General features: G+C 67.4%; 23 protein-coding genes. 10 read left to right on the top strand and 13 right to left on the bottom strand.

Annotated features, from left to right (window positions below; all coding sequences use genetic code 11):
- The first annotated feature begins 4 nt into the window (after positions 1 to 4).
- From glyS to ACK4E3_RS02380, 3 genes are all read left to right on the top strand, one after another.
- Positions 5 to 2,209, top strand: a complete 2,205-nt coding sequence (gene glyS, locus ACK4E3_RS02390; RefSeq protein WP_409695819.1) for a glycine--tRNA ligase subunit beta — start codon at positions 5 to 7, stop codon at positions 2,207 to 2,209.
- The gene (locus ACK4E3_RS02385) at positions 2,206 to 3,015 is read left to right on the top strand and encodes a hypothetical protein (RefSeq protein WP_409695816.1); all 810 of its coding nucleotides are present in this window, start codon (positions 2,206 to 2,208) and stop codon (positions 3,013 to 3,015) included. The genes glyS and ACK4E3_RS02385 overlap by 4 nt, the downstream gene beginning before the upstream one ends.
- A gap of 76 nt (positions 3,016 to 3,091) precedes the next feature.
- Positions 3,092 to 4,018: a hypothetical protein gene (locus ACK4E3_RS02380; RefSeq protein WP_409695813.1), complete on the top strand. Its 927-nt coding sequence runs from the start codon at positions 3,092 to 3,094 to the stop codon at positions 4,016 to 4,018.
- A 6-nt stretch (positions 4,019 to 4,024) separates the two neighbouring features.
- Here ACK4E3_RS02380 and uvrA read toward each other — a convergent pair whose 3' ends face one another.
- Positions 4,025 to 6,973, bottom strand: a complete 2,949-nt coding sequence (uvrA, locus tag ACK4E3_RS02375) for an excinuclease ABC subunit UvrA (protein WP_409695810.1) — start codon at positions 6,971 to 6,973, stop codon at positions 4,025 to 4,027.
- A gap of 521 nt (positions 6,974 to 7,494) precedes the next feature.
- On the opposite strand from uvrA, the gene ACK4E3_RS02370 reads away from it, so the two are divergent.
- The 7 genes from ACK4E3_RS02370 (at position 7,495) to der (ending at position 13,735) form a co-directional block, all read left to right on the top strand.
- Positions 7,495 to 7,872, top strand: a complete 378-nt coding sequence (locus tag ACK4E3_RS02370; RefSeq protein WP_409695807.1) for a DUF6249 domain-containing protein — start codon at positions 7,495 to 7,497, stop codon at positions 7,870 to 7,872.
- A gap of 30 nt (positions 7,873 to 7,902) precedes the next feature.
- A complete protein-coding gene (locus ACK4E3_RS02365) occupies positions 7,903 to 8,514 on the top strand; it encodes an RNA polymerase sigma factor (RefSeq protein ID WP_409695804.1) in 612 nt (203 codons plus the stop codon).
- Positions 8,501 to 9,034, top strand: a complete 534-nt coding sequence (locus ACK4E3_RS02360) for a hypothetical protein (protein WP_409695801.1) — start codon at positions 8,501 to 8,503, stop codon at positions 9,032 to 9,034. Before ACK4E3_RS02365 ends, ACK4E3_RS02360 begins: the two co-directional genes overlap by 14 nt.
- 20 nt (positions 9,035 to 9,054) lie before the next feature.
- Positions 9,055 to 9,888, top strand: a complete 834-nt coding sequence (gene panB / locus ACK4E3_RS02355; RefSeq protein WP_409695798.1) for a 3-methyl-2-oxobutanoate hydroxymethyltransferase — start codon at positions 9,055 to 9,057, stop codon at positions 9,886 to 9,888.
- Positions 9,889 to 9,974: 86 nt separating this feature from the next.
- A complete protein-coding gene (locus ACK4E3_RS02350; RefSeq protein ID WP_409695795.1) occupies positions 9,975 to 10,727 on the top strand; it encodes a tetratricopeptide repeat protein in 753 nt (250 codons plus the stop codon).
- A 17-nt stretch (positions 10,728 to 10,744) separates the two neighbouring features.
- Positions 10,745 to 12,112 carry a PQQ-binding-like beta-propeller repeat protein gene (locus ACK4E3_RS02345; protein WP_409695792.1) on the top strand — a complete coding sequence of 456 codons (1,368 nt, stop codon included), beginning with the start codon at positions 10,745 to 10,747 and terminating at the stop codon, positions 12,110 to 12,112.
- A gap of 21 nt (positions 12,113 to 12,133) precedes the next feature.
- A complete protein-coding gene (der, locus tag ACK4E3_RS02340; protein WP_409695789.1) occupies positions 12,134 to 13,735 on the top strand; it encodes a ribosome biogenesis GTPase Der in 1,602 nt (533 codons plus the stop codon).
- 14 nt (positions 13,736 to 13,749) lie between these two features.
- Here der and ACK4E3_RS02335 read toward each other — a convergent pair whose 3' ends face one another.
- From ACK4E3_RS02335 to rpsF, 12 genes are all read right to left on the bottom strand, one after another.
- Positions 13,750 to 14,541, bottom strand: a complete 792-nt coding sequence (locus ACK4E3_RS02335; RefSeq protein WP_409695786.1) for an SDR family NAD(P)-dependent oxidoreductase — start codon at positions 14,539 to 14,541, stop codon at positions 13,750 to 13,752.
- 80 nt (positions 14,542 to 14,621) lie between these two features.
- A complete protein-coding gene (purF, locus tag ACK4E3_RS02330) occupies positions 14,622 to 16,124 on the bottom strand; it encodes an amidophosphoribosyltransferase (protein WP_409695783.1) in 1,503 nt (500 codons plus the stop codon).
- Positions 16,125 to 16,167: 43 nt separating this feature from the next.
- Positions 16,168 to 16,758, bottom strand: coding sequence for a CvpA family protein (locus ACK4E3_RS02325; protein ID WP_409695780.1), 591 nt, complete (start codon positions 16,756 to 16,758; stop codon positions 16,168 to 16,170).
- Positions 16,755 to 18,143 carry a DNA repair protein RadA gene (gene radA / locus ACK4E3_RS02320; protein ID WP_409695777.1) on the bottom strand — a complete coding sequence of 463 codons (1,389 nt, stop codon included), beginning with the start codon at positions 18,141 to 18,143 and terminating at the stop codon, positions 16,755 to 16,757. Before radA ends, ACK4E3_RS02325 begins: the two co-directional genes overlap by 4 nt.
- A 107-nt stretch (positions 18,144 to 18,250) precedes the next feature.
- Complete coding sequence (gene alr / locus ACK4E3_RS02315; RefSeq protein WP_409695774.1) at positions 18,251 to 19,303, bottom strand: alanine racemase; 1,053 nt, start codon at positions 19,301 to 19,303, stop codon at positions 18,251 to 18,253.
- A 114-nt stretch (positions 19,304 to 19,417) separates the two neighbouring features.
- Positions 19,418 to 20,110, bottom strand: coding sequence for a hypothetical protein (locus tag ACK4E3_RS02310; RefSeq protein ID WP_409695771.1), 693 nt, complete (start codon positions 20,108 to 20,110; stop codon positions 19,418 to 19,420).
- A gap of 105 nt (positions 20,111 to 20,215) precedes the next feature.
- On the bottom strand, positions 20,216 to 20,899 hold the full coding sequence (locus tag ACK4E3_RS02305; protein WP_409695768.1) for a hypothetical protein: 684 nt from the start codon (positions 20,897 to 20,899) through the stop codon (positions 20,216 to 20,218).
- 165 nt (positions 20,900 to 21,064) lie between these two features.
- Positions 21,065 to 22,534, bottom strand: a complete 1,470-nt coding sequence (locus ACK4E3_RS02300; protein ID WP_409695765.1) for a replicative DNA helicase — start codon at positions 22,532 to 22,534, stop codon at positions 21,065 to 21,067.
- 84 nt (positions 22,535 to 22,618) lie between these two features.
- A complete protein-coding gene (locus tag ACK4E3_RS02295; protein ID WP_409695762.1) occupies positions 22,619 to 22,999 on the bottom strand; it encodes a hypothetical protein in 381 nt (126 codons plus the stop codon).
- A gap of 184 nt (positions 23,000 to 23,183) precedes the next feature.
- Positions 23,184 to 23,768, bottom strand: a complete 585-nt coding sequence (gene rplI / locus ACK4E3_RS02290) for a 50S ribosomal protein L9 (RefSeq protein WP_409695759.1) — start codon at positions 23,766 to 23,768, stop codon at positions 23,184 to 23,186.
- Between the two features lie 13 nt (positions 23,769 to 23,781).
- Positions 23,782 to 24,057 (bottom strand): 30S ribosomal protein S18, encoded by a 276-nt coding sequence (gene rpsR, locus ACK4E3_RS02285; RefSeq protein ID WP_409695756.1) that lies wholly within the window; start codon positions 24,055 to 24,057, stop codon positions 23,782 to 23,784.
- A 10-nt stretch (positions 24,058 to 24,067) separates the two neighbouring features.
- Positions 24,068 to 24,469 carry a 30S ribosomal protein S6 gene (gene rpsF / locus ACK4E3_RS02280; RefSeq protein WP_409695753.1) on the bottom strand — a complete coding sequence of 134 codons (402 nt, stop codon included), beginning with the start codon at positions 24,467 to 24,469 and terminating at the stop codon, positions 24,068 to 24,070.
- Between the last annotated feature and the right edge of the window lie 191 nt (positions 24,470 to 24,660).

Raw genomic sequence — 24,660 nt, 5'->3', positions numbered from 1 at the left:
ACTGATGCCCCAGCTTCTTCTTGAAATCCTGTCCGAGGAAATCCCTGCACGCATGCAGGCGGGGGCCGCGCGCGATCTGGAGCGCATGATGGCCGAGCGCCTCAAGGCTGCGGGCCTTTCCTGGGACAGCCTTGTCACCCATGCCGGGCCGCGCCGCCTTACGCTGGTGATCGAGGGCCTGCCCACGGCCACGCCCGAGCGCAACGAGGAGCTGAAAGGCCCGCGCGTTGGCGCGCCCGAACAGGCCATGGAGGGCTTTCTGCGCAAGACCGGCGTGGCGCGCGAACAGCTGGTCGAGCGCGACGGCGTGTTCTTCGCCACCATCAATGCGCCGGGCCGGGCCAGCGCCGATGTGGTGGCCGAGACGCTGGACCATGTGATCCGCAACTTTCCCTGGCCCAAGTCCATGCGCTGGGGCACGGGCACCTTGCGCTGGGTGCGTCCGATCCGGCGTATCCTGTGCCTGCTGGACGGGCAGGTGGTTCCCTTTGCCATCGAGGGCATCGAGGCCCACGACGCCACCGAGGGGCACCGCTTCATGGGCACCGGGCGGCCCCTGAAGATCCGCAGCTTCGACGATTATCTGCGCCAGCTGCGCGACAACGCCGTGCTGGTCGATGCCGAGGAGCGACGCGCCCGTATCCTTGAACAGGCGCGCGCCGTGTGTGCCGCGCGCGGGCTGGAACTGGTCGAGGACGAAGGCCTGCTGGACGAGGTGACGGGCCTTGCCGAATGGCCCACGCCCATTCTGGGCGACATGGACCCGCAGTTCCTCGATCTGCCGCCCGAGGTGGTGCGCCTGTCGATGAAGGTGCACCAGAAGTATTTCGCCGTGCGCGATCCCGCCACCGGGCGCCTCGCGCCGCACTTCGTGGTGGTCGCCAATGTCGAGGCGTCGGACGGGGGCCGTGCGCTGGCGCAGGGCAATGCTCGCGTGCTCTCGGCCCGCCTGAACGATGCGCGCTTCTTCTGGGACGAGGACCGGAAAGTGGGCTTCGATGCCTGGCTCAAGAAGCTGTCCGGCGTCACCTTCCACGCCAGGCTGGGCACCATGGCCGAACGGGTCGAGCGGATCGCGGCGCTGGCGCGCGAGATCGCCCCGCTGGTGGGTGCGGACCCCGATCAGGCCGAGCAGGCCGCGCGTCTGGCCAAGGCTGACCTTGCCAGCGGCATGGTGGGCGAGTTTCCCGAGCTTCAGGGCATCATGGGCGGCTATTACGCCCGCGCCCAGTATGGCGACGCCATCGCCGATGCCATCCGCGATCACTACAGGCCGCAGGGGCCGAGCGACACGGTGCCCAGCAAGCCGCTCACCGTGGCCGTGGCATTGGCAGACAAGCTCGACACCCTGGTCGGCTTCTTCGCCATCGACGAGAAGCCCACCGGCTCGAAAGACCCGTTCGCCCTGCGCCGCGCGGCGCTAGGGGTTATCCGGTTGATCTTAGACAATGGCCTTCGCCTCGGAGTTCAGGGTTGGGCCTATGTCACAGGTGAGTACCTGTCTGGAGTTCGTCGCCACGCCAAGCTGTCGAACTATGAATCGGCCGGTCGAGTCAGGGAGATTGTCCTGAAGGGCGAGACCGAACCTGACCGCCTCAGGCTGACGGCGCAACTCGCCGCCAGCGAGACGGAAGCCGAGTGGGGCCATGGCTGGTCTGACTACCAAGCTGCGTTGACTGATCTCGGCTGGGATGTCCTCGCCTTCTTCGCCGACCGCCTGAAGGTTCTCCTGCGCGACCAGGGTCAGCGGCACGATCTGGTCGATGCGGTGTTCGCGCTGGGCGACGACGATCTGGTCCGCATCGTGCGGCGCGTCGAGGCGCTGGGGGCCTTCCTCGAGACGGACGACGGGGCGAACCTGCTGGCTGGCTACAAGCGCGCGTCCAACATCCTCAAGGCCGAGGCAAAGAAGGGGGATCTGCCCACCGGCATGGTCCAGACCGGCCTGCCGAACCAGCCCGAGCAGGAGGTCGCCCTGGCCTTTGCTGTCGGCGCGGCACGCACGGCGGTCGACAAGGCGCTGGAGGCCGAGGATTTCGCCGCCGCCATGACCGCGCTCGCCCACCTGCGCGCGCCCGTCGACGCCTTCTTCGACAAGGTGATGGTCAATTCTGACGTGCCCGCAGAGCGCGAGAACCGCCTCAAGCTGCTGGGGCAGGTGCGCGAGGTCATGGACCGCGTGGCCGTGTTCGGAAAGATCGCCGGGTGAGTGCCGCCGCACGCCTCAGGCCTCTGGCCGCCCTTCGCGCCGCACTGGGCTTCGTGCCGCGCGCGTGGGTGAGGGTGCCGCTGGCGCTGTTGCTGGCGGGCGCGAGCCTGATGCTGCCCATTCTGGTACCCGAGGCGGCCAGCCTGCCCGGTGCGGCGCCCCTCGCGCTGGTGGTGCAGGTGCTGGCCCTGATTGCCGCTTTCGGCGCGCTTTATCGCCTCTGGTTCGCTCTGCCTGCGGGGCTTCTGGGGCTGGTGGCCGGGCGGCCCGAGCTGCGCCTGCTGGGTGCCTTCGTCCAGACCGGCATCTTTCTGGCGCTGATGTTCACCGTGCTGGCCCTGATGGTCTTTGGCGTGTTCGGGGCGACGGGGCTCGATCTGGAGGCGCTGGCCGCCACGCCCGTCGCCGCCGGGCCGGGTGCCATGGGCGTTGAGGGCTGGAAGCTGGCTCTGGCTGCGGCGCTGGCTCTGGCCGCTGTTGTCGTGTTCGTGGTGCTGCTGGCGCGTCTTGCCCTGTCCGGTCCGGCGACGGTGCAGGGCGGGCGCATGATCGGGCTCGACGTCATGAGATTCGCCCGCGGGCAGGGGCTGAGGCTGGCCGCCGGGCTGGTGCTGGCCAGCGCGCCCCTGCTGGGGCTCATGCTCTGGCAGGTGGTCGGCGCGGCGGGCCAGAGCCGCTGGCTTGGCGGGCTGTTCGACTATGGCTTGTGGGCCGCCGTATTCGCAGGCGTGCAGGTGCCGCTGTGGGCGGGCTATCTGGCCGGTTGCTGGTCCCGGCTCGATGAGGCGTCACCCCCGCCTTCATGAGCGCGATGTCATGTGCATTCACCGCACAAGTCGCTAAGGTGAGCCCATCAACGTCATTTCTGATGGAGGGGCTTTCATGACGTTCTCACCCACCGATGCGGCCTTCGAGGGCTTTCGCGTCACGCGCCGCGCGCCCGTGGCCGTGCTGATCTGGATCGGGCTCTATGTGGCTTTCAGCCTGGGCACGCTTTTCCTGCTGGGCGGCAACCTGTCCGAGTTCATGGCCAACGCACAAAGCCTTGAGGGCAACACCGAGCCGTCCATGGAAGAAATGAGCGCGTTTTTCGGCAACTTCTTCGGCTTCCTGCTCCTTGCGATGCCTCTGGGCATCCTGATGCAGTCTATCCTCTACTGCGCCATGACCCGGGCTGTGGTGCGGCCCGAGCAGCGGGGGTTTGGCTATTTGCAGGTCGGGCGGGACGAAATGAACGTGGTGATCGCCCTGATTGCCCTCGTGGTTCTTTTCTTCATCGGCATGATCGTGATGAGCGTGCTGCTCGGATTGACGGGTGTCGGGCTGGGGTTAGTGGCCGGTGAACAGGGGGGAGCTGTGGTTGCCCTGCTCCTGATGTTGGCTCTTGTGGTCCTGGGCGTTTACGTGGCGCTTCGCTTTGCCTTCGTGGTGCCCATGACGGTGGATCATCGCGCCATCCGCATCTTCGAGTCGTGGAAGGCCACCCGCGGGCAGGTGTTGAAGCTGTTCCTGACGGCACTGATCGCCATCGTCATGTCGATCGTGGTGTGGATTCTCGTCTATATGGTCGGCCTGCCGGTCATGTTCTTTGCTGGCGGGGGCTTCGAGGCTCTGGCCGCAGTCAACGATCCCGAGAGCTTCAACCTCACCACCCTGCCGCCGCAGTTGCTGGCCCTGATGATCGCCTGGCTCGTGCTTTCGGCCGTCATCTCGGTGCTGACCAGCGTGATCATGTACACGCCGTTCGTGCGGGCCTATGTCGATCTGAAGGGTGCCAGCGTGGCATCGGGCGTGGCTCCCGCGCCCTGATACGGATCAGGCCCGCGTGACGGCGCGGGCCTTTTTCGCTTTTGCAGGCAGGGGATCGGATGCGGGCGTGCTGCGCCGTGCCCGGGCCCTGTCTCTGGCCCGGTCCAGCACTTCCTTCAGATAGCGGCCGGTCCAGCTGGCGTCGTTGGCCGCCACGTCCTCGGGCGTGCCCGTGGCCACGATCTCGCCGCCGCCGTCACCGCCCTCGGGCCCGAAGTCGAGGATCCAGTCGGCGGTCTTGATGACATCGAGGTTGTGCTCGATCACCACCACGGTGTTGCCGGCTTCGACCAGCTCGTCGAGCACCTCGAGCAGCTTGCGCGTGTCCTCGAAGTGCAGGCCCGTGGTGGGCTCGTCGAGAATGTAGAGCGTCTTGCCGGTGGCGCGCTTGGACAGCTCCTTGGACAGCTTGACCCTCTGGGCCTCGCCGCCCGACAGCGTGGTCGCCTGCTGTCCGACCTTGATGTAGCCGAGGCCCACGCGCTCCAGTGTCTGCATCTTGTCGCGGATCGAGGGCACCGCCTTGAAGAAGCGCGCCGCCTCCTCGACCGTCATGTCCAGCACATCGGCGATGGACTTGCCCTTGAACACGATTTCCAGCGTCTCGCGGTTGTAGCGCCGCCCCTTGCAGACATCGCAGGTGACATAGACGTCGGGCAGGAAGTGCATCTCGATCTTGATGACGCCGTCGCCCTGACAGGCCTCGCAGCGTCCGCCCTTGACGTTGAAGCTGAAGCGGCCGGGGCCATAGCCGCGCGCCTTGGCCTCGGGCAGGCCCGCATACCAGTCGCGGATCGGCCCGAAGGCACCGGTGTAGGTGGCGGGATTGGAGCGGGGCGTGCGCCCGATGGGCGACTGGTCGATGTCGATGACCTTGTCGAAATGCTCCAGCCCCTCGATGCGCTCATGGGCGGCAGGCGCGTCCGAGGCGTTGTGCAGGCGCCGGGCCGCGGCCTTGTAGAGCGTCTCGATGGTGAAGGTGGACTTGCCCCCGCCCGACACGCCGGTGATGCAGGTCAACAGCCCGACGGGGATCTCGCCGGTCACGGACTTGAGGTTGTTGCCGCTGGCACCGTGGATGCGCAGCACCTTCTTCGGGTTGCGCGGACGGCGGCCATCGGCGGGCAGGGCGATCTCGCGTGCGCCCGACAGATACTGCCCGGTCAGGGAGTCGGGATGGGCCAGCACCTCTGCCGGCGAGCCCTGTGCCACCACCCGCCCGCCATGAACGCCCGCCGCCGGGCCCATGTCGATGACGTGATCGGCGGTCAGGATCGCTTCCTCGTCATGCTCGACCACCAGCACCGTATTGCCCAGGTCACGCAGGCCCCGCAGCGATTCGAGCAGGCGGCTGTTGTCGCGCTGGTGCAGGCCGATGGAGGGCTCGTCCAGCACATAGAGCACGCCCGTCAGGCCCGAGCCGATCTGGCTGGCAAGGCGGATGCGCTGGCTCTCGCCGCCTGACAGCGTGCCCGAGCTGCGCGACAGGTTCAGATACTCGAGGCCGACATTGTTGAGGAATTTGAGCCGGTCGTTGATTTCCTTGAGGATGCGCCGCGCGATCTCCAGCTGCTTGGGCGTCAGGCGCTCCTCGAGCGAGGAGAACCACAGGAAGGCGCGCGAGATGGACAGCATGGAGATGTCGGCGATGTCGGCGCCATCGACCTTGACCGCCAGGGCCTCGGGCCTGAGGCGCTTGCCCCCGCACGCCTCGCAGGGCGTCTCGGCCTGATAGCGGCCCAGTTCCTCGCGCACCCAGGCCGAGTCGGTCTCGCGCCAGCGACGCTCCAGATTGGGCATGACGCCCTCGAACGCCTTGGCGACCTCGTATTTGCGCGCATTGTCGTCATAGACGAACTTGATCTTCTCCCCGCGCGAACCTTCCAGCACCACGGTGCGCGCCTGCTCGGGCAGGTCGCGCCAGGGCTTGTCCATCGAGAAGCCGTAGTGACGCGCCAGTGCCTGCAATGTCTGGGTGTAGAGCGGAGAGGGGCCGCGGGCCCAGGGTGCGACCGCGCCCTGATGCAGGCTCTTGTCGCGGTCCGGCACCACCAGATCGGCATCGAAGGCGAGCTTGACGCCCAGGCCATCGCAGGCGGGACAGGCACCGAAAGGGTTGTTGAAGCTGAACAGGCGCGGCTCGATCTCGGAGATGGTGAAGCCCGAAACCGGACAGGCGAAGCGCTCGGAAAACACCATCTGACGCGGGCCGTCCTCGCCGTCCTTCGCGTCCGCCCACTCGGCCACCGCCAGGCCATCGGCCAGGCCCAGCGCGGTTTGCAGGCTGTCGGCGTAGCGGCTCTCCAGCCCCTGTTTGGTGACGATGCGATCCACCACGATGTCGATGTCGTGCTTGAACTTCTTGTCCAGCGCCGGGGCATCCTCGATGGGATAGAACTCGCCGTCTATCTTGAGGCGCTGGAAGCCCGCGCGCTGCCACTCGGCGATCTCCTTGCGGTATTCGCCCTTGCGGCCCCGGACCACGGGCGCCAGCAGCAGGATGCGCTCGCCATCGGGCAGGGCGATCAGCTTGTCGACCATCTGGCTGACCGTCTGGCTTTCGATGGGCAGGCCGGTGGCCGGGGAATAGGGCACGCCCACCCGTGCCCATAGCAGGCGCATGTAGTCGTGGATCTCGGTGACGGTGCCGACGGTGGAGCGCGGGTTCTTCGAGGTCGTCTTCTGCTCGATGGAGATAGCCGGGCTGAGGCCCTCGATCAGGTCCACGTCCGGCTTGCTCATCAGTTCAAGGAACTGGCGCGCATAGGCCGAAAGGCTCTCGACATAGCGGCGTTGCCCCTCGGCATAGATGGTGTCGAACGCCAGCGAGGACTTGCCCGAACCCGACAGGCCCGTGATGACCACCAGCTTCTCGCGCGGAATGTCGATGTCCACGTCGCGCAGATTGTGCTCGCGCGCGCCGCGAACGCGGATGAAGCTGTGGGAGTCGGTCATGCGTCGGGCGGTCTTGGTCTGGGGTGATGGCGAGGGCGCGGTGGGGCCGGCCGCTCTATATGGGGAGCATAGCGCGCGATTCAGCAAGAACAATAGGAGAACATTTCGTCCCTGTCTGCCTGCCAGGCACGCTCTTGACGGCGCGGGCTCTTGCGCAAGCCACGGTTTGTGACCACCTTCTAGGGCAGACGACAGCGTATGAGCCAGCAGGTGTGGAGTGCTGAGATGATCGCTTTGATGACGACAGGACTGGTGCTGGGCCTCGGCGCGCTCTCGATCGCCGCAGGCGTCTCGGCCATGATGGCACCCAGGCCCGTGCCCGTTCGCATCAAGGCACGCCGTCGCCGCCGCTGACGCTCTGCGCAGTTCGCGCCAGGGCCTCTGGCGCAGTGTCTTCCTGACCTTACCGATATTTCATGCGCCCGCCTGCATCCGCAGGCTCTCCTCGCTGCCTCTTCATGGACAAGAGGCCGGACACGGTGTCTGGTTCGCTCCATAGCGAAACGCAGGGGAGACAGTTCATGAACTTCGGTATTCTGGTGCCGCTGGCACCCTTCATCGTCGCCATCGCCATCGTGGGCATCGTCATCTGGGCGGGCGTGAAGAACCGCGAGGAGACCCACAAGACCATCCGGCTCGCGCTCGAAAAGGGCCAGCCCCTGCCGCCCGAGGCCATCGAGGCCCTCAAGGGCAGCGGCAAGAAGGTCTCCACAGCCCAGTCTGATCTGCGCACGGGGGTCATCTGGCTGGCCGTGGCGCTGGGTATCGGCGCGTTCGGCTATTTCGTCGGCATGGAAGAGGGCGATGCGGTCTATCCGCTGCTGGGCATTGCCTCCATACCCGGCATGATCGGTCTGGCATTCATCGTGCTGAGCTTCTTCAACAAGAACAAGGCCTGAGGCGAAAGGAGCCTGCGCGGAGAGCCCTCGATGAGCCTTCACCAGTCACTCGCCTCGGGCGGGCCTGCCACCGGACGCATCAGCGACATGCACGATGTCGAGCTGGCGGCCCTGTCGGCTGCGGGCGGGCGTCGCGAGTTCGGCGAGCTGGTGCGTCGGCATCAGGCCGGGGTACGCGCCCTGCTGCGTCGCATGGGGGCGGACCCGGCGGCGGCGGATGACGCGGCTCAGGACGCCTTTCTGACGGCGTTCGGCAAGGTGGCGGAGTTTCGCGGCGAGGGCACCTTCGGGGCCTGGCTGCGGCGCATCGCGGTGCGCCAGTATATCCGCAGGGCCCAGCAGGCGGCCGGGCGCGATCGGCAACTGGCGCTACTGCACGATGATGAGCCGGGGACTCCGGTGGCGTCGGACCCCGGTGTGCGCATGGACCTCGATGCCGCCCTGCTGACGCTTACGCCTGCCGAGCGCCTCTGCGTCACGCTTTCGCACGGGGCGGGGCTTTCTCATCCCGAGATCGCCGATGCCTTGAATGTGCCACTGGGAACGGTCAAATCCCATGTCAAACGTGGTCTGGATAAACTCCGCGCGCGGCTGGAGCCGCCGCGCCAACCGGCCGGGAGGTCTGTCGATGTCGGGGCCTGACGAGTTCGATGCCTATATCGCCCGTCTGTTCGAGCAGCCGGTCAGCCTGGAGGGCGGTGAGGCCTTCGTGCGCCGTGTCGAGGGCAGGCTGAAACAGTCCACGGCCCTGCGTCATGGCCTGATCTGGGCTGCGGGACTGGTCGGTGGTGTGTTCGCAGTGCGCGAGGCCATCGGCGGCAACCTGGCCATGAGTCTTGGCGGGGCCGGAGCGGGCGCGGTGCGTGCGGTCGAAACCTCCATCGAGACGGGTGTGCAGGCGGGCACCGCCACCATTCTGTCTGCCGTGCCCGATCCGGTCTCCGCCGCGCCTGCTGTGGGCGAGGCCGCCGGGGTTGCGGGCGTGAGCACGGGCAGCACCGGAGGCACTGGAACGGGCGAGGTCTGGCGCACACTGCTGGACGCGCTCTCGACCTATGCTGGCTCGGATGTGATGATGGGGGCCCAGCTTTTCTGGGTCGCGACCGCCCTGCTGATCTCGGTCGCCGTCGTGGCCACCGTTCGCATGGTGGCCGACGTCTGACAGTCCAGGGAGTTTCCTCCATGTCGGCCCAGAGCCCGCAGACCGGCCAAAAGCGCATCACCGCCCCCGACATCCGCGCGCGCAAGGGGGGTGAGCCGGTGGTGTGCCTGACGGCCTATGACGCACCCATGGCCGCGCTGATGGACCGGCACTGCGACCTGCTGCTGGTGGGCGATTCGGTCGGAATGGTCGTCCATGGCCTGCCCAATACCGTCAGCGTCACCCTCGAGATGATGATCCTGCACGGTCAGGCGGTCATGCGCGGCGCGCACAGGGCCATGGTGGTGATCGACATGCCCTTCGGCTCTTATGAGGGCGGGCGCGAGATCGCCTACGAGAACTGCGCGCGGGTCATGAAGGAAACCGGTGCCCAGGCCGTTAAGCTCGAGAGCGGCCCGACCGTGCCCGAGACCATCGCCTATCTGGTCCAGCGCGGCATTCCGGTGATGGGCCACGTCGGGCTCAGGCCCCAGGCTGTGCTGACCGACGGTGCCTTCCGCGCCAGGGGCCGCACCGAGGACGAGCGTCTGCGCGTGATGGCCGAGGCCGAGGCCACCGCCGATGCGGGCGCCTTTGCAGTGGTGGTCGAGGGTGTGGCCGAATCGCTTGCGCGCGAAATCACCGAGGCCATCGACGCGCCTACCATCGGCATCGGGGCGTCCAGTGCCTGCGACGGCCAGATCCTTGTCAGCAGCGACATGCTGGGCCTTTTCGACTGGACGCCGCGCTTCGTGCGCCGCTACGGCACCATGCGCGAGGATGTGGAGCGTGCGCTGGCCGCCTATGCCAGCGATGTGCGCGCCCGCCGTTTTCCTGCCGAAGTCGAGACTTACTTCTCGAAAAAGCCGACCTGAGGCCGCACGAGCGCGTTGCGGGCGGCAGGGCGAACCTTTAGGGTCGCGCCGCATTGTCTCTATTCGCGCGCGGGGAGCGCACTTCCGTGGTTGATGTTTTTGACGAGGTCGAAGAAGGCCTCCGTGGCGAACGCTGGAAAACGCTGGCGAAGACCTGGCTGCCGTGGGCGGCGGGCGCGCTGGTTCTGGTCCTGCTGATCGTGATTGGCGTCTGGGCCTATGGAAACTGGCAGGATGGGCGCACCGCGCGCGCTTCCGTGGCCTATGACCGGGGCCTTCAGGCCTTGCAGGCCCAGGATGTCAGCGCCGCACAGGCCGCGTTCGAGGAAGCCGCCGACGCAGGCTCCAGCGCCTATCGCGCCATGTCGCTCATGCAGCAGGCGGGTCTCGCCCTGCAACAGGACGATACCGCCCGTGCCCTGGAACTGTTCGACGAGGCCGCCCGCGCGCACCGCGATCCGCACATCGCCGACCTGGCCCGCCTGAAGGCGGCCTATCTGGCCATGGACACCGAGACGCTCGATCAGGCCCGCACGCGCCTCACCGCCATCAACGCCGAAGGGCGGCCCTTCGCGGCCTATGCCAACGAGGCTCTGGCCCTGCTGCTGGTCCAGCATGGACAGCTCGAGCAGGCCCGCCCCATCCTGACCCAGCTCACCCTTGGCCAGAACGTCTCCGACGGTGTGCGCCAGCGCGCCCAGGCCCTCAGCCTGATGATCGACAACGGCACCGCCAGCGCCATTGCCGACATTGTCGAGCGCATGAGAGATGCCTCTGCCCAATCTGCCGGGGCGGCTCCAGCCGCTGCTGCTGCGCCGACCGCGCCGCCCGCCGAGTAATAGGAACAGAAACCGCCATGTCCCGTACTCTCAAGGTTTTCGCCATCGTGGGTCTGGCCGCCAGCGTTGCGGCCTGTGGAACCGTGCGCAACGTGTGGCCCTTCAATCGCGATCAGGCCGCCGCCGTCGCCAGTGCGGGCGAGCGCATATCGATCATCGGGCTTGACCAGACCGTCACGCCGACGCCCTCGCTGGCCGGGCGCGATTTCTTCCTGCCCGCCCCGCGTGCGGTGACCAGCTGGCCCCTGCCCGGTGGCAACACCGATCAGGTGCTCGAGCACGTCGCAGGCGGCGAGAACATGCAGATCGCCTGGCGGCGCAACATCGGTCAGGGTGCCTCGCGCACCACCCAGGTGACCTCTCCAGTGGTCGCCTCCGATGGCCGCATCTATGTCATGGATGGCGAGTCCACCGTGGTGGCCGTCGATGCGCAGTCCGGTGCGATCCTGTGGCGCCAGAACATTCGCCCCCAGACCCGTGACCGCAACTCGTTCGGCGGCGGCCTCGCCGTGGCCGGGGACCGGGTCTATGCGTCTTCGGGCTATCGCGTGACCGTGGCGCTGGACGCGGCCAGCGGTGCAATCGTCTGGTCCTCGCCCAACGACTCGCCCGTGCGCGGCGCGCCGACCGTGGCGGGCGACCGGGTCTATGTGGTGGACATCGACAACCAGATCCTTGCCTACAACCGCGCTGACGGTTCGCTGGCCTGGTCCTATCAGGCCATCGCCGAGCCCGCCCGCATCATGCGTGCCTCCAGCCCCGCCGTGACCGGCGATACGGTGATCGCGCCGTTCTCGTCGGGTGAACTGGTGGCCCTGCGCGCGTCCAACGGCTCGCAGCTCTGGACCCAGGTGCTCTCGCGCACCAGCCGCACCAACGCCCTGTCCGAGCTGCGCGACATCTCGGGGCGCCCGGCCGTGTTCCGCGGTTCGGTCTACGCCATCAGCCACTCGGGCGTCATGGCCGCCATGGACGTGCGTACGGGTGCGCCCACCTGGAGCCTGCCGCTGGCGGGCACCAGCGCGCCGTGGGTCGCGGGCGACGTGGTTTATGCCGTCTCGACCGCCGGTGAGCTGGTGACGGTGAACCGCGCCAACGGCCAGGTCTATTGGGTGCGCAACCTCAACGAGGGGCGCGAGCGTCGTCGCGGCGGCTTCCTGGGCGTGGGCGCACGCACCGAGCGCCCGGTCTGGACGGGCCCCATCCTGGCGTCGAACCGCCTGCTGCTGGTGAACTCGCGCGGCCAGATGATCAGCCTCGATCCCAAGACCGGCGTCGAGAACGGTGCCCTGAACCTTGGTGCGCCCGCCTATATCGCGCCCATCGCCTACAACGGCGCGCTCTATGTGCTGACCGACAACGGCCAGCTCATCAGCATCCGATAGATCGAGAGGGCGGCAGAACCCATGGCGCTGAAGGTCGCCATCGTCGGCCGCCCCAATGTGGGCAAGTCCACCCTGTTCAACAGGCTCGTGGGCAAGCGCCTTGCGCTGGTCGATGACCGGCCCGGCGTCACGCGCGACAGGCGCTATGCCGATGGTCATATCGGCGACCTCGAACTGACGCTGATCGACACGGCGGGCTATGAGGACGTCACCGACGAGAGCCTCGAGGCGCGCATGCGTGCCCAGACAGAGGCGGCCATCGAGGACGCCCAGCTGATCTTGTTCATGGTCGATGCGCGCGAGGGCGTGACGCCGCTGGACCGCATCTTTGCCGAGCAGCTGCGCCGTCAGGACAAGCCCGTCGTACTTCTGGCCAACAAGGCCGAGAGCAGGGCGGCAGAGGCGGGCGTGGGCGAGGGGCACGGCCTCGGCTTCGGCGAGCCGGTCTCGATCTCGGCCGAGCACGGCGAGGGCATGGCCGATCTCTATGCCGCCATGGTGGCTCACGCTGACAGCCTTGAGGTCGAGGACAGCGACGATGCCGACAAACCCGTGCGGGTGGCCATCATCGGTCGGCCCAACGCGGGCAAGTCCACACTGGTGAACCGGCTGATCGGCGAGGATCGCCTGCTGACCGGGCCAGAGGCCGGGATCACGCGCGATTCCATCTCGGTGGACTGGGAGTTCGACGGGCGGCGCGTGCGTCTGGTCGATACCGCCGGGATGCGCCGCAAGGCGCGTGTGCAGGAAAAGCTGGAAAAGCTGTCGGTGGCCGACACCATCCGCGCCATCACCTTCGCAGAGGTGGTGGTGCTGGTCATGGACCGCGACAACGCCTTCGACACCCAGGACCTGCAACTGGCCGATCTGGTCGAGCGCGAGGGCCGCGCGCTGGTCTATTGCGTCACCAAGTGGGACATGGAGCCCGAGCCCCAGGCGCGCCTCAGCCAGATGCACGAGACCGCCGAGCGCATGCTGCCGCAGGTGCGCGGCGCGCCTCTGGTGGCGCTCTCGGCCCTGACCGGGCGTGGTGTCGAGCGTCTGATGCCGGCGATCCTCAAGGCTCACGCCACATGGTCGGTGAAGGTCAAGACCCGCGATCTGAACGACTGGCTGGCCATGGCGGTCCAGCGTCACCCGCCGCCTGCGGTGGACGGGCGGCGCATCAAGCCGAAATACATGGCCCAGACCAAGGCGCGCCCCCCGACCTTCGTGCTGTTCTCCAGCCGCGCGTCACAGATGCCCGACCACTACCGGCGCTATCTGATCAACTCGCTGCGCGAGAGCTTCGACATGCCCGGCACGCCCATGCGCCTGACGGTCAAGTCAGGGGCCAATCCCTATGCGGAAGGGGGAGAGCGCGCGCGGCCCAAGGGTCCGGCCAAGTCAGCTCCGCGCCGCAAGACCCGCGCCCAGATGGCCGCAGAGGCCAAGGCCAGCGCACCGGGCCTGCCCGGAAACCGGCTCAAGGATGCTGTGGGCACCAAGAAGCCTTCTGGTGCCCGCAAGGCGGCCCCGGCTGGCGGCAAGGCGAAAAGCAGCAGCGCTCCGCGCGCCGGTGCGCGCTCGGTATCGCGTTCGGGGCGCATCCGCACCGGTGGGCCGGGCAAGCCCAAGCGTTGATCAAAGGCTGACGCTCAGATCAGGGCGGTGACCTTCGGCCCGTCACGCCAGTCGGCAAAGCGGATGATGCCGGGCGGCGGCTGGCTGGATGCGCTGGCCAGATCCAGCACGAGCGGAGCGATCTCGTCCGGGTCGGGCAGCTTGTCGGGGTTCTCGCCCGGATAGGCCTGGGCACGAAGCTGGGTTCGCATGCGGCCGGGATCGACGACGGCCACGCGGATGGGCGTATTCTCGATCTCGTCGGCCCAGCAGCGCATCAGGGCTTCGGACGCGGCTTTGGTCGCGGCATAGGCACCCCAGAAAGCCCGCGGCTCGCGTGCCAGCGAGCTGGTGAAATGAATGACCCGCCCGGCATCGGACGCACGCAGCAGGGGCTCCAGCGAGCGGATCAGGCGATAGACGCCCGTGAAGTTGACCTTCTCGATCTTGGCGAACTCGCGCGGCTGGGCGTGCGCCACAGGCGTCAGGCCCGAGGCGCCTAGCGTGGCGATGGTGTGCACCCAGATGTCCAGCCTTCCGAAGCGCTCGAACAGCGCGCCGCCCAGCCGGTCGACCGCTCCGCCATCGACCAGATCGAAGGGCACCAGAGAGGCATGACGGCCCGTTTCGGCGTGAATGGCATCGTCCAGCTCTTCCAGCGCGCCCTGACTGCGGGCCGCGACGATGACATGGGCGCCGGCCTTGGCCAGCGCCAGGGCCGAGGCCCGGCCGATGCCGCGCGAGCCCCCCGTGACGAGGGCAATGCGGTCCTTCAGGGGCTGATCCGGGCGCGGTTGGTCAGGTTGGTCGGGCGTGGGCTCACTCATGGCCCCTCGATAGCCGATGGCGCACCTTCAGGCCAATGCTGAAGGCGCTCATGCGCGGATTTGCTCAGGCCCGGACTCGTTCAGGCACTGGCCAGCAGCGAGAGCTGCTTGTCGGCGCTGCGCTCGCCGCTCATCCGCCGTTCGTGATCGATGAGGCGGGTCGGATAGTCGCCGGTGAAATAGTGGTCGGTCAGCTGGGGCAGGGCGGCATTGCGCGGGCCGACGCCAATGGCCTGATAGAGCCCGTCCACCGACAGGAAGCCGAGCGTGTCGACCTCGAGGCGCGCACGCATTTCCTCCAGCGTATGATTGGCGGCGATAAGCTGGCTGCGCTCGGGCATGTCGATGCCGTAGAAGTCCGGCCACATGATCGGCGGGCTGGCGGACAGAAGGTGCACCTCTGCCGCCCCGGCCTCGCGCACCGCCCGCACCAGCTTCACCGAGGTGGTGCCGCGCACGATGGAATCGTCGATCAGGACCACACGCTTGCCGCTGAGCACGGCGCGGTTCGGGCTGTGCTTCATGCGCACACCCAGCTCTCGCACGCCCTGGCTGGGCTGGATGAAGGTGCGCCCCAGATAGTGCGAGCGTATGATGCCCATCTCGAAGGGCAGGCCGCTGGCCTGGGCATAGCCGAGTGCGGCGGGCACGCCGGAATCGGGCACGGGCACGATGACATCGGCTTCACGCGGGTGCTCGCTCGCCAGCTGGGCACCCATGCGCTTTCTGACGTCATAGACCGAGCGGCCGTTCACGACGCTGTCGGGGCGCGAGAAGTAGACGTACTCGAACACGCACGGACGCGCGCGTGCGGCGGGGAAGGGGCGCAGCGAGCGCACGCCCTTCTCGTCGATGATGACGATCTCACCGTGCTGGATGTCGCGCTCGAACTTGGCGCCGATCATGTCGAGAGCGCAGGTCTCGGAGGCCAGCACCCACGCATCGCCGAGGCGGCCGAGCACCAGAGGCCGAATGCCCAGCGGGTCGCGCGCGCCGATCAGCTTCTTGTTGGTCAGGCCCACCAGCGCATAGCCGCCCTCGATCTGGGACAGGGCGTCGATGAAGCGATCGACGATCTTGCGTTTCTTCGAGTGGGCGATGAGGTGGAGAATGACCTCGGAATCGGACGTGGACTGGAAGATGGCGCCTTCCTCGACCAGCATCTCGCGCAGGGCCATGAAGTTGGTCAGATTGCCGTTGTGCCCGAGCGCGATGCCGCCGGTGCGAAGATCGGCAAACATGGGCTGGATGTTGCGCATCCCCGCCCCGCCTGCCGTGGAATAGCGGGTGTGACCGATGGCCGAGCTGCCGGGCAGTCTTTGCAGCAGGTTGGGGCCGGAGAAGGCATCGCCCACATGGCCCAGGTGCCGCTCGTTGTGAAAGCGCCCCTCGCCAAAGCTGGTGATGCCGCACGCTTCCTGCCCGCGATGTTGCAGGGCGTGCAGGGCCAGGGCCGCGACAGCCGAGGCGTCAGGCTGGCCCCAGACACCGACCACGCCGCACTCCAGCCGCGGGCGGTCGTCGTCGGGATCGCGCTCGAAGGTGCGGTGGACGATCACGTCGCTCGCGGGGGCGAGGGCCATGCGGGTCAGCTCCAGAACCGGTCTTGATTGATGCGGGGGCGGATCATTGTGCGGGGCGCGCCTTAGCGCCGGATTGGGGCGAGGCGGTGGCGGGCTCTGCACCAAAGCCCTCGCGCACAGAGCGATCCAGATGAGGCGACAGGGTGTCTGCGCCGCGCCCGATGCCCGGCAGGATGCGCTGGATCACCCGCGCCGCACCCTCAGAGACCGGGAAGACGGCGGCCTCGCGGAACCATGCAGGCACGCGCTCGGGCGGGGTCGCGGCATGAAACACCAGATGGATGGCTCCCAGCAGCACCAGCGCACGCACCGCGCCTATGCCCACACCCATCACGCGGTCCACGGTGCCGAGCTGCCTCGCATCGCGCAGGCGGCGGCTCATCATCGCGCCGATGATGCGGATGCCGAAATAGATGACGAGGAAGGTCACGACCGCCGCAAGGATCGAGCCGGCCCAGTCGGGGTCCACCAGCGCGCGCCCCAACGGTCCGGTCAGGGGCAGGGCGATCAGGGCGATGATGGCGGCCAGGGTGAATGACAGCAGGGTGACCAGCTCGCGCAGGCCGCCGCGTGCCCACCCTGCCATGGCGGACAGCAGGATGACGACGCCCGCAAACAGATCGAAGCCGGTCATGATGAGCCCTCGAAGCGCGACTCGGAGATGCGGGCCACCGCCTCGCCCAGACGGGATACGCCAGTCAGGCCGAAGCCGCCAGAGGGGACGGCCTCTGCGCCCTTGCGACCGGGCAGAACGGGGCACAGGGCGTGGTCGAAGCCCAGCTTGGCCGCCTCGCGCAGACGCCCCTCGAACCGGCTGACCGGGCGCACGTCACCCGACAGGGAAATCTCGCCAAACACCACGCAGTTCTGGGGCAGGGGCGTCTCGCTGACGGACGAGACCAGAGCGGCGGCGGCGGCCAGATCGGCGGCGGGCTCGCTGATGCGCAGACCCCCGGCCACGTTGAGATAGACATCGCGGTCGCCAAAGCCGAGCCCGCAGCGTGCCTCCAGCACCGCCAGCACCATGGCCAGCCGCCCGGTATCCCAGCCGACCACCGCGCGGCGCGGTGTGCCATAGGCCGAGGGTGCGACCAGGGCCTGCACCTCGACCAGAACCGGGCGCGTGCCCTCTATGCCCGCAAAGACCGCGGAGCCCGGCGCGCGGGCACCACCTTCGCCAAGGAACAGGGCCGAAGGATTGGCGACCTCGCCAAGGCCCTGATCGCCCATCTCGAACACGCCGATCTCGTCGGTCGCGCCAAAGCGGTTCTTGTTGCCGCGCAGGATGCGGAACGGATAGCCGCGCTCGCCCTCGAAGCTGAGCACGGCATCGACCATGTGCTCGACCACGCGCGGCCCGGCGATCTGACCGTCCTTGGTGACGTGGCCGACCAGAATGACGGCGGTGCCGACCGACTTGGCAAGGCGCACCAGCTCGCCCGCACAGGCGCGCACCTGGGTGACCGAGCCCGGCCCTGCCTCATGGGCATCGGACCACAGGGTCTGGATGGAATCGATCACGACGATGTCGAAGCGCTCGCGCTTCAAGGTGGCTACGATGTCGCGCAGCGCTGTGGCGGCGGCCAGATTGACCGGGGCATCGGCCAGGCCCATGCGGCTGGCACGTGAGCGGATCTGTTCCACCGCCTCCTCGCCCGAGACATAGGCGATGCGCGCACCGCGCCGCGCGGCGCTGGCGGCGGCCTGGAGCAGCAGGGTGGACTTTCCCACGCCCGGATCGCCGCCCAGCAGTATGGCCGAGCCGGGCACGACGCCGCCCCCGCACACCCGGTCGAACTCGCCGATGCCGGTCAGGATGCGCGCGGGCTCGGGCGTCTCGCTCTGGAGGGTCTCGAAGATGACGCCGCGCGCCTTTGCTGGCTTGAGCGCACCGGGCGGGCGGGACTGTTTCTCCTCGACGAGGCTGTTCCACGCGCCGCACGACGGGCACTGACCGGCCCATTTGGCGTGCACGCCGCCGCACGACTGACAGACATAGTGGGCACCATCGCGGGCCATCGGCACTCTCACGCAGGATTGAGTCCCGACCCTAGCAGGAGTCGCGCAGGCTCGCAGGGGGTGTGCGAGGGCCTTGCGACCCCCTTTGACGTATCAGGACTGATGTATCAGGGCTGGCCCAGATAGCGCCGTTCGACCCTGGGGCCTATGCCTGTCAGCAGTTCATAGCTGATGGTACCCGCCGCGCGCGCGGCATCCTCGATGCGCCGGTCCTTGCCGAAAATCTCTACCCAGTCGCCCGGCTCAAGCGCGGTGTCGCCCAGGTCGATGCCGGTCAGGTCCATCGAGATGCGCCCCGCCAGCGCCAGCAGGCGCCCGCCGCCATGGACCGCGCCATCAGGGAAGTGGCTTCGGCCAAAGCCGTCCGCATAGCCGATGCCAATGGTGGCGATGCGGGTATCGCGTGGTGCGCGCCAGGCACCGCCATAGCCGACCGGTGTGCCTGCACGCACCTCTCGCACCTGAAGGATCATCGCGTGCAGACTGGCGACGGGGCGCAGCAGGGTGCCGGGCTGTTCGGTGGGCTCGATTCCATAGAGTGACAGGCCCGGTCGCACAGCATCTCGCGCATAGTCATGGCCGAGAAACACCCCGCCCGAGTTGGCCAGCGAGCGGGGCACGCCGGGATAGAGGGCATCGCACTGCGCGAACAGGGCGCGCTGGGCCTCGTTGCCCGGTGCGGCCGGATCGTCGGCGCAGGACAGGTGACTGAGCACCATGGAAAGATGGGGCACTTCGCGCGGCAGGTCCGCCCCCTCGAAGCCCAGCCGGTTCATGCCGGTGTCGATCTGGATGGCGCACGGGCCGCCCGCATCCCATGCGCGAAGCTGCTCGTGGCTGTTCAGAACGGGACGCAGGTCATGGGCGATCAGGCACGCGCGCGCACCGGACGCACAGCCGTCGAGCACATAGATCAGCGGCCCGCTCCCGAGGGCGGCGCGCAGTTTCACGCCGCCGCCCAGCCTTGCCACGAAGAAGGTGTCCGCCCCCTCGCGCATCAGCCGCCGCGCCACAGGTGCAGCGCCCAGACCATAGGCGTCGGCCTTCACGACCGGGTGCACGGGCACGCCCGCGCGCGCCTTCAGGGCATGATAGTTGGCCGCAAGCGCATCCAGATCGACATCGAGGCGCGCGGTGGCCGGGGGAGGAACAGCCGTCATGAAGACGCCATAGCAGCGCTGGTTCCTCAGCGCACCTCGTAGCGGCCGGGCGGGGAGGAGATCGAACCCCTCGCGCCCGTCTGGCTGTCACTGCTATCAAGCTCCTTGACGGATTCAGTCGCGTCCCCGCCACCGTGAGCCATGAGGCGGTTCGGGTATCTGGTCCTGCCAGCACGGCCACAGACTGCGTTTGGCCTGCCTGACAAGCTCGGCGATTGGACCTTCCTGCGCGGCTATGGTCACCTGATGCTGGCTACGATAGCCATCTTCAAACTGGGCCACACTGCGGGCAAAGACCTCGTAGCTCTCGTATCCTTGGGACGGAATGGGGCCTGCCCTGCCGGGGCCGGACACATTGAGGCCGATCCGAGGAACCTGCCTGAAAGCGTCCACCACATCAGCGATCTGAGGGCACTCAGTGCTGATGGCCCATCTTTGAGCCTGTTCGGCTCCCTGGTGGAATGACGCCAGGGCAAATACCCACCCTTCAGCCGGGACACCCTCGTCCGGCAGGCTGAAACGGTATCCCAGCAAGATGCTGGAACTCAGGGAATCGGCGTTGAAACTCGCGAGGTATATGTCAGTGGTCCGCTCATTATACCGGATAGCGCGCATGCGACCTTCAAACTCCGAGAGCGCCAGGTTGGCCTGCTCACGTGTCAGTCCGCCATAGTCATAGGAGCCGCCCGGCTCCCAGACACTGGGTGGCGATGAGGGGGTCTGGGCGATTGAGACGCTGGCGAGACAGAGCGTACAGAACGCGGCGATCAGCGCTCCGGTCTGGCCTGCTGGCGGGATGCTTTTCATCAAACGGCTCCTCATTCACTGCACGGCGGCAGGGGCTGTTCGGGGATCGCGCCCCTCGCCACTCACACGCCTCTCGTGGCTCTCCGAAAGCTGTTCCGCCGAGGTTCAGAGGTAGCCTTCGTCCCCTTCGGGTCTCGGCGGCATTTCACGGCTCCAGCATGGCTGCAGCGTATGTCTTGCGCCATGTACAAAGGCTTGGAGTGGCCCGTCAGCGCCCCTGTAAGTCACCTCATGCCAGCTGTGAGAGCGAGTATCTGCCTGCATAATGCCACGGCTCGAGACCTCGTAAACGAGCCCGCGGGAAACTGGAAAGGGCCAACGCCTGCCCGGCCCGAAGAAATCGAGGCCAAGTGTCGGCAGATTGCGGAAGCTCTCGATGACCGTGGCCATCTGCGGGCAGGTGTCGGAGCTTGCCCATTGCGGCTCCGACTCCACGCCCTGGGAGAAACCCGTTCTCATCATGACCCAGTTTTCATGAGTGACGCCATCACGATGCTGAAAGAAGCGATATCCGAGCACGATGGATGTTTGAACATGCCGGATATCAAACATGGCAAAGTGGATCAGCGGGCGTGCATCACCGTAGCGGATGAACCGCATCCGACCTTGAAAGGCTGTGTTCGCTTCTTCAGCCTGCTCGCGCGTCAGACCACCGTAATAGAAGGGTCCGCCCGGCTCCCACGGGCTGGCCTGAGAGGGCTGCTGTGCCTGCGAGGTACCAGCGTGCGAGATGACACAGGCGGCCAAGGCAAGTGAGAGAGCGCACCTCATGACTTCGGCCTTGCTCATGAGCTTTCCCCTCATTCACTGCACGGCGGCAGGGATAATGAGCGCACAACCGCCGCGCGAAGGCCAGTCAATCCGGCGTGAGGACGCGGCGCGGGACAGCGACCAGCCGCGCGGTGGCCGGGGGAGGAACAGCCGTCATGAAGACGCCATAGCAGCGCCGATGCCCTAGCGCACCTCATAGCGGCCGGGCTGGGCCAGATTGCCGAAGCGGGTCGTGTCCTCGTCGAACGAGAGCTTGACGGTGCCGATGGGGCCGTGGCGCTGCTTGCCGATGATGACCTCGGCCTGACCGCGCAGGCGGTCCATCTCCTCCTGCCACTCAAGGTGCTCGGGCGAGCCCTCGCGCGGCTCGGCGCGCCCCTTGTAGTAGGACTCCCGATAGACGAACATCACGATGTCCGCGTCCTGCTCGATGGAGCCCGATTCACGCAGGTCCGAGAGCTGGGGCCGCTTGTCCTCGCGCTGTTCGACCTGACGCGAGAGCTGGGACAGGGCGATGACCGGCACGTTCAGCTCCTTGGCCAGCGCCTTGAGCCCCTGGGTGATGGCCGAGACCTCCTGCACGCGGTTCTGCTCGCGCGAGCCCTCGCCGGTGGTCACGAGCTGGAGATAGTCGACGATGATGCAGTCGAGGCCATGGGGCTGGCGCTTGAGGCGGCGCGCGCGCGCGGCCAGCTTGGACAGCATCAGACCGCCGGTGGCATCGATGTGCAGGGGTGCGTGGGAAATCTCGGCGGCCGCCTCGCGCAGGCGGCCATAATCGGTGGCGTTGATCTCGCCCTTGCGCAGCTTGTCCGACGAGATGCCCGAGACATCGGCAAGGATACGCATGGCAAGCTGTTCGCTGGACATTTCAAGCGAGTAGAAGGCGACGACGCCGCCCGCGCTGGCCTTGCGGGCACCGCCCGGCTCGATCTCGAACTGATAGCGGCGCGCGATGTTGAAGGCGATATTGGTGGCCAGGGCGGTCTTGCCCATGGAGGGGCGCCCGGCGAGGATGATCAGGTCGGACTTGTGCAGGCCGCCGATCTGGCGGTCGAGATCGTCCAGCCCGGTCGACAGGCCCGCCAGCTTGCCCTCGCGGCTGTAGGCCTCGCCTGCCATCTCGACGGCGGCGGCGACGGCGTCAGAGAACGGGATGAAGCCCGACGACGGCTTGCCCGTCTCGGCCAGATTGTAGAGCTTGGCCTCGGCCTCCTCGATCTGGGTATCGGCCTCGATCTCGGCCTGGGGGGCCTGAACGATGATCTCGCCGCCGATGCGGATCAGCTCGCGGCGCAGGGCCAGATCATAGATGACGCGCGCATAGTCGGGGGCATTGGCCGCGGGCGGTGCCCGGTCCACCAGATCGGCCAGATAGCGCAGGCCGCCGATCTCCTCGAAGGCCGGATCGGCCTTGAAGCGCTCCATGAGTATGGCGGGCTCGGCCAGCAGGCCCTTCTGGACGTATTCCTCGATCAGACTGAACAGGCGCTGGTGAAAAGGCTCATAGAAGTGATGGCCGCGCAGCCGGTCGCTGAGGCGCTCGAACACCGCATTGTCGAACATCAGGGCGCCCAGCAGCGCCTGTTCGGCCTCGATGTTGTGCGGCAGGCTGGCGGGGGCGGTGCCGCCGATGGGAGTCAGAGCGTTCATGCCCTCACTCTAGTCAGAGCCCTGCGCCAGGTCAGGACGCCGACGCGTGAACAGCCACAGCAAAATTGGTCGACTGTGGATGCTTCAGCCGCGGCAGGGATAACGCTCGACCATCCAGTCGTTGATGGCGGCATGAACCGTGGTCTGGCGTCGGCGCGCGGGCGGGATCGACTGAAAGCGCGTCAGCAGCTGCTGCGGGTTGAGCTGGATGCGCTCGGGCATGCAGGTGGGCGGGGTGCGACCGGCTGCGCGGGCCGCGATCTCGCGCTCGCGCACGGCACGAAAGCCGCTCTGGACCTCATTCATCAGGCGCCGGGCCGTCGGGCTGGCAAGGGCGCGCGCATCGCGCGGAACGCGCTCTGCCTGGGTGAGGAAGTCTGCCACATTCATGTTCTGTGCCGAGGCCGGGCCCGCGCCCAGCATCAGCCCCGCCGCCATGCCCGCAGCCACCAGAAACGCCCGCATACCCCCCCTCACTCCTGAACATCACGGCCCCTCACAGACACGGGCCACCGTCCAGTGCTGCCACGCAAGGCGCTGTGCATCCAGCAAAAACTTCGTGAGGGGCTTGGGGGGCGGCCGCAATTGAGAACGGCGCGGCACCTTGGGGCACCACGCCGTTCCTCTACGCTTGTCCTGTGCGCAGCGATCAGTCGGTTTCGCCGAAACCGTCCTGCTGACCGGCACCGCCCTCGATCATGTCCTGGGCCTGTTCGGCGGCGAGCTGACGCTCCTCGTCGAACTGCGAGGCGATGACGTCCTCGCCGCGGGCCTGACGCTCGGCCTCGTCGGCAGAGCGGGCGATGTTGACGTTGACCGTCACGCTGACCTCGGCGTGCAGGCGCACCTTCACGGGGTGAACGCCGAGGGTCTTGATCGGCTTGTCGAGCGAGACCTGCGAGCGCTCGACCTTGCCGCCTTCCGCGAGGATGGCGTCAGAGATGTCGCGCGCGCTGACCGAGCCGTAGAGCTGGCCGGTTTCGCCGGCCTGACGGATCAGCACATAGGTCTTGCCGTCCAGACCCTCGCCCTGCCTGGCCGCCTCGGCGCGGTTCTTTTCGTTGCGGGCCTCGATCTGGGCACGCTCGGCCTCGAACACCTTGAGGTTCGAGGAGGTGGCGCGCAGGGCCTTGGAGCGGGGAAGGAGATAGTTGCGGGCAAAGCCGTCCTTGACCTGGACGACGTCACCGATGCCGCCGAGATTCTCGACGCGTTCGAGCAGAACAACCTTCATCGGATCACGAGCCTCACTTCACGACATAGGGAAGCAGGGCGAGGTAGCGGGCGCGCTTGATCGCGCGGGCCAGCTCACGCTGCTTCTTCTGGGAGACGGCGGTGATGCGCGAGGGCACGATCTTGCCGCGTTCGGAGATGTAACGCTGGAGCAGCTTCACATCCTTGTAGTCGATCTTCGGCGCGCCTTCGCCCGAGAACGGGCAGACCTTGCGGCGGCGGAAGAAGGGGCGGCGGGCCGGACCGGAACCGACCGGGGCGCCCGGGGTGGGGGTGCTGTTGTCAGCCATTGTGTCTGTCCTAAGCCTGATCGTCGTTGTCGCTGTCGTTGCGCGGGCCGCGCTCGCCGCGTTCGCCTCGCTCGCCACGCTCACCGCGTTCGCGGCGGGCCAGCAGGGGCGACAGTTCGAGGTCGAGTTCCTCGACGCGCACGGTCAGCCAGCGCAGCACGTCCTCGTTGATGGACAGCTGACGCTCCAGCTCCTGGATCGCATCGGCCGGGGCGTCGAGCGCCAGCAGCGAATAGTGAGCCTTGCGGTTCTTCTTCACGCGATAGGTGAGGTTGCGCAGACCCCAGTATTCGATCTTGGCGACGGAGCCGCCTTTTTCCTCGATCAGGGCCTTGATGGTGTCGTTGAGGGCTTCGGCCTGCTGCGCGCTGATGTCCTGGCGCGTCATGACCGTATGCTCGTAAAGAGCCATGGGTATCATCTCCCGCTGGCGGAGTGCGGCGCCGATGGGGGCGGGTGTCCGCCCATCGACGATGGCTCCCGGTACGGCGAGCGGGATGATCCCGCTCCTTTGGCGCTCCGTGCCCGGGACCGCAGTCCTGGAAAGCGCGCGGCTATACGCCATCAGCCCTGCCGAGGCAAGGGCGCCAGGCGGGCCGTGGC

Source organism: Brevundimonas sp., from assembly GCF_046299595.1.
GTDB lineage: Bacteria > Pseudomonadota > Alphaproteobacteria > Caulobacterales > Caulobacteraceae > Brevundimonas.
The sequence above is the reverse complement of the archived record's forward strand: the minus strand, read 5'-3'. Positions and strand labels throughout refer to the sequence as shown.

Coding starts and splice junctions, on each gene's coding strand:
- ACK4E3_RS02365 (WP_409695804.1), top strand. CDS start 7,903: ATGAGCCTTCACCAGTCACTCGCCTCGGGCGGGCCTGCCACCGGACGC.
- rpsF (WP_409695753.1), bottom strand. CDS start 24,469: ATGGCTCTTTACGAGCATACGGTCATGACGCGCCAGGACATCAGCGCG.
- purF (WP_409695783.1), bottom strand. CDS start 16,124: ATGGCCCTCGCCCCCGCGAGCGACGTGATCGTCCACCGCACCTTCGAG.
- ACK4E3_RS02370 (WP_409695807.1), top strand. CDS start 7,495: ATGAACTTCGGTATTCTGGTGCCGCTGGCACCCTTCATCGTCGCCATC.
- rpsR (WP_409695756.1), bottom strand. CDS start 24,057: ATGGCTGACAACAGCACCCCCACCCCGGGCGCCCCGGTCGGTTCCGGT.
- ACK4E3_RS02360 (WP_409695801.1), top strand. CDS start 8,501: ATGTCGGGGCCTGACGAGTTCGATGCCTATATCGCCCGTCTGTTCGAG.
- ACK4E3_RS02305 (WP_409695768.1), bottom strand. CDS start 20,899: ATGAGCAAGGCCGAAGTCATGAGGTGCGCTCTCTCACTTGCCTTGGCC.
- radA (WP_409695777.1), bottom strand. CDS start 18,143: ATGGCCCGCGATGGTGCCCACTATGTCTGTCAGTCGTGCGGCGGCGTG.
- glyS (WP_409695819.1), top strand. CDS start 5: ATGCCCCAGCTTCTTCTTGAAATCCTGTCCGAGGAAATCCCTGCACGC.
- der (WP_409695789.1), top strand. CDS start 12,134: ATGGCGCTGAAGGTCGCCATCGTCGGCCGCCCCAATGTGGGCAAGTCC.
- rplI (WP_409695759.1), bottom strand. CDS start 23,768: ATGAAGGTTGTTCTGCTCGAACGCGTCGAGAATCTCGGCGGCATCGGT.
- panB (WP_409695798.1), top strand. CDS start 9,055: ATGTCGGCCCAGAGCCCGCAGACCGGCCAAAAGCGCATCACCGCCCCC.
- ACK4E3_RS02335 (WP_409695786.1), bottom strand. CDS start 14,541: ATGAGTGAGCCCACGCCCGACCAACCTGACCAACCGCGCCCGGATCAG.
- alr (WP_409695774.1), bottom strand. CDS start 19,303: ATGACGGCTGTTCCTCCCCCGGCCACCGCGCGCCTCGATGTCGATCTG.
- uvrA (WP_409695810.1), bottom strand. CDS start 6,973: ATGACCGACTCCCACAGCTTCATCCGCGTTCGCGGCGCGCGCGAGCAC.
- ACK4E3_RS02345 (WP_409695792.1), top strand. CDS start 10,745: ATGTCCCGTACTCTCAAGGTTTTCGCCATCGTGGGTCTGGCCGCCAGC.
- ACK4E3_RS02310 (WP_409695771.1), bottom strand. CDS start 20,110: ATGAAAAGCATCCCGCCAGCAGGCCAGACCGGAGCGCTGATCGCCGCG.
- ACK4E3_RS02295 (WP_409695762.1), bottom strand. CDS start 22,999: ATGCGGGCGTTTCTGGTGGCTGCGGGCATGGCGGCGGGGCTGATGCTG.
- ACK4E3_RS02325 (WP_409695780.1), bottom strand. CDS start 16,758: ATGACCGGCTTCGATCTGTTTGCGGGCGTCGTCATCCTGCTGTCCGCC.
- ACK4E3_RS02300 (WP_409695765.1), bottom strand. CDS start 22,534: ATGAACGCTCTGACTCCCATCGGCGGCACCGCCCCCGCCAGCCTGCCG.
- ACK4E3_RS02380 (WP_409695813.1), top strand. CDS start 3,092: ATGACGTTCTCACCCACCGATGCGGCCTTCGAGGGCTTTCGCGTCACG.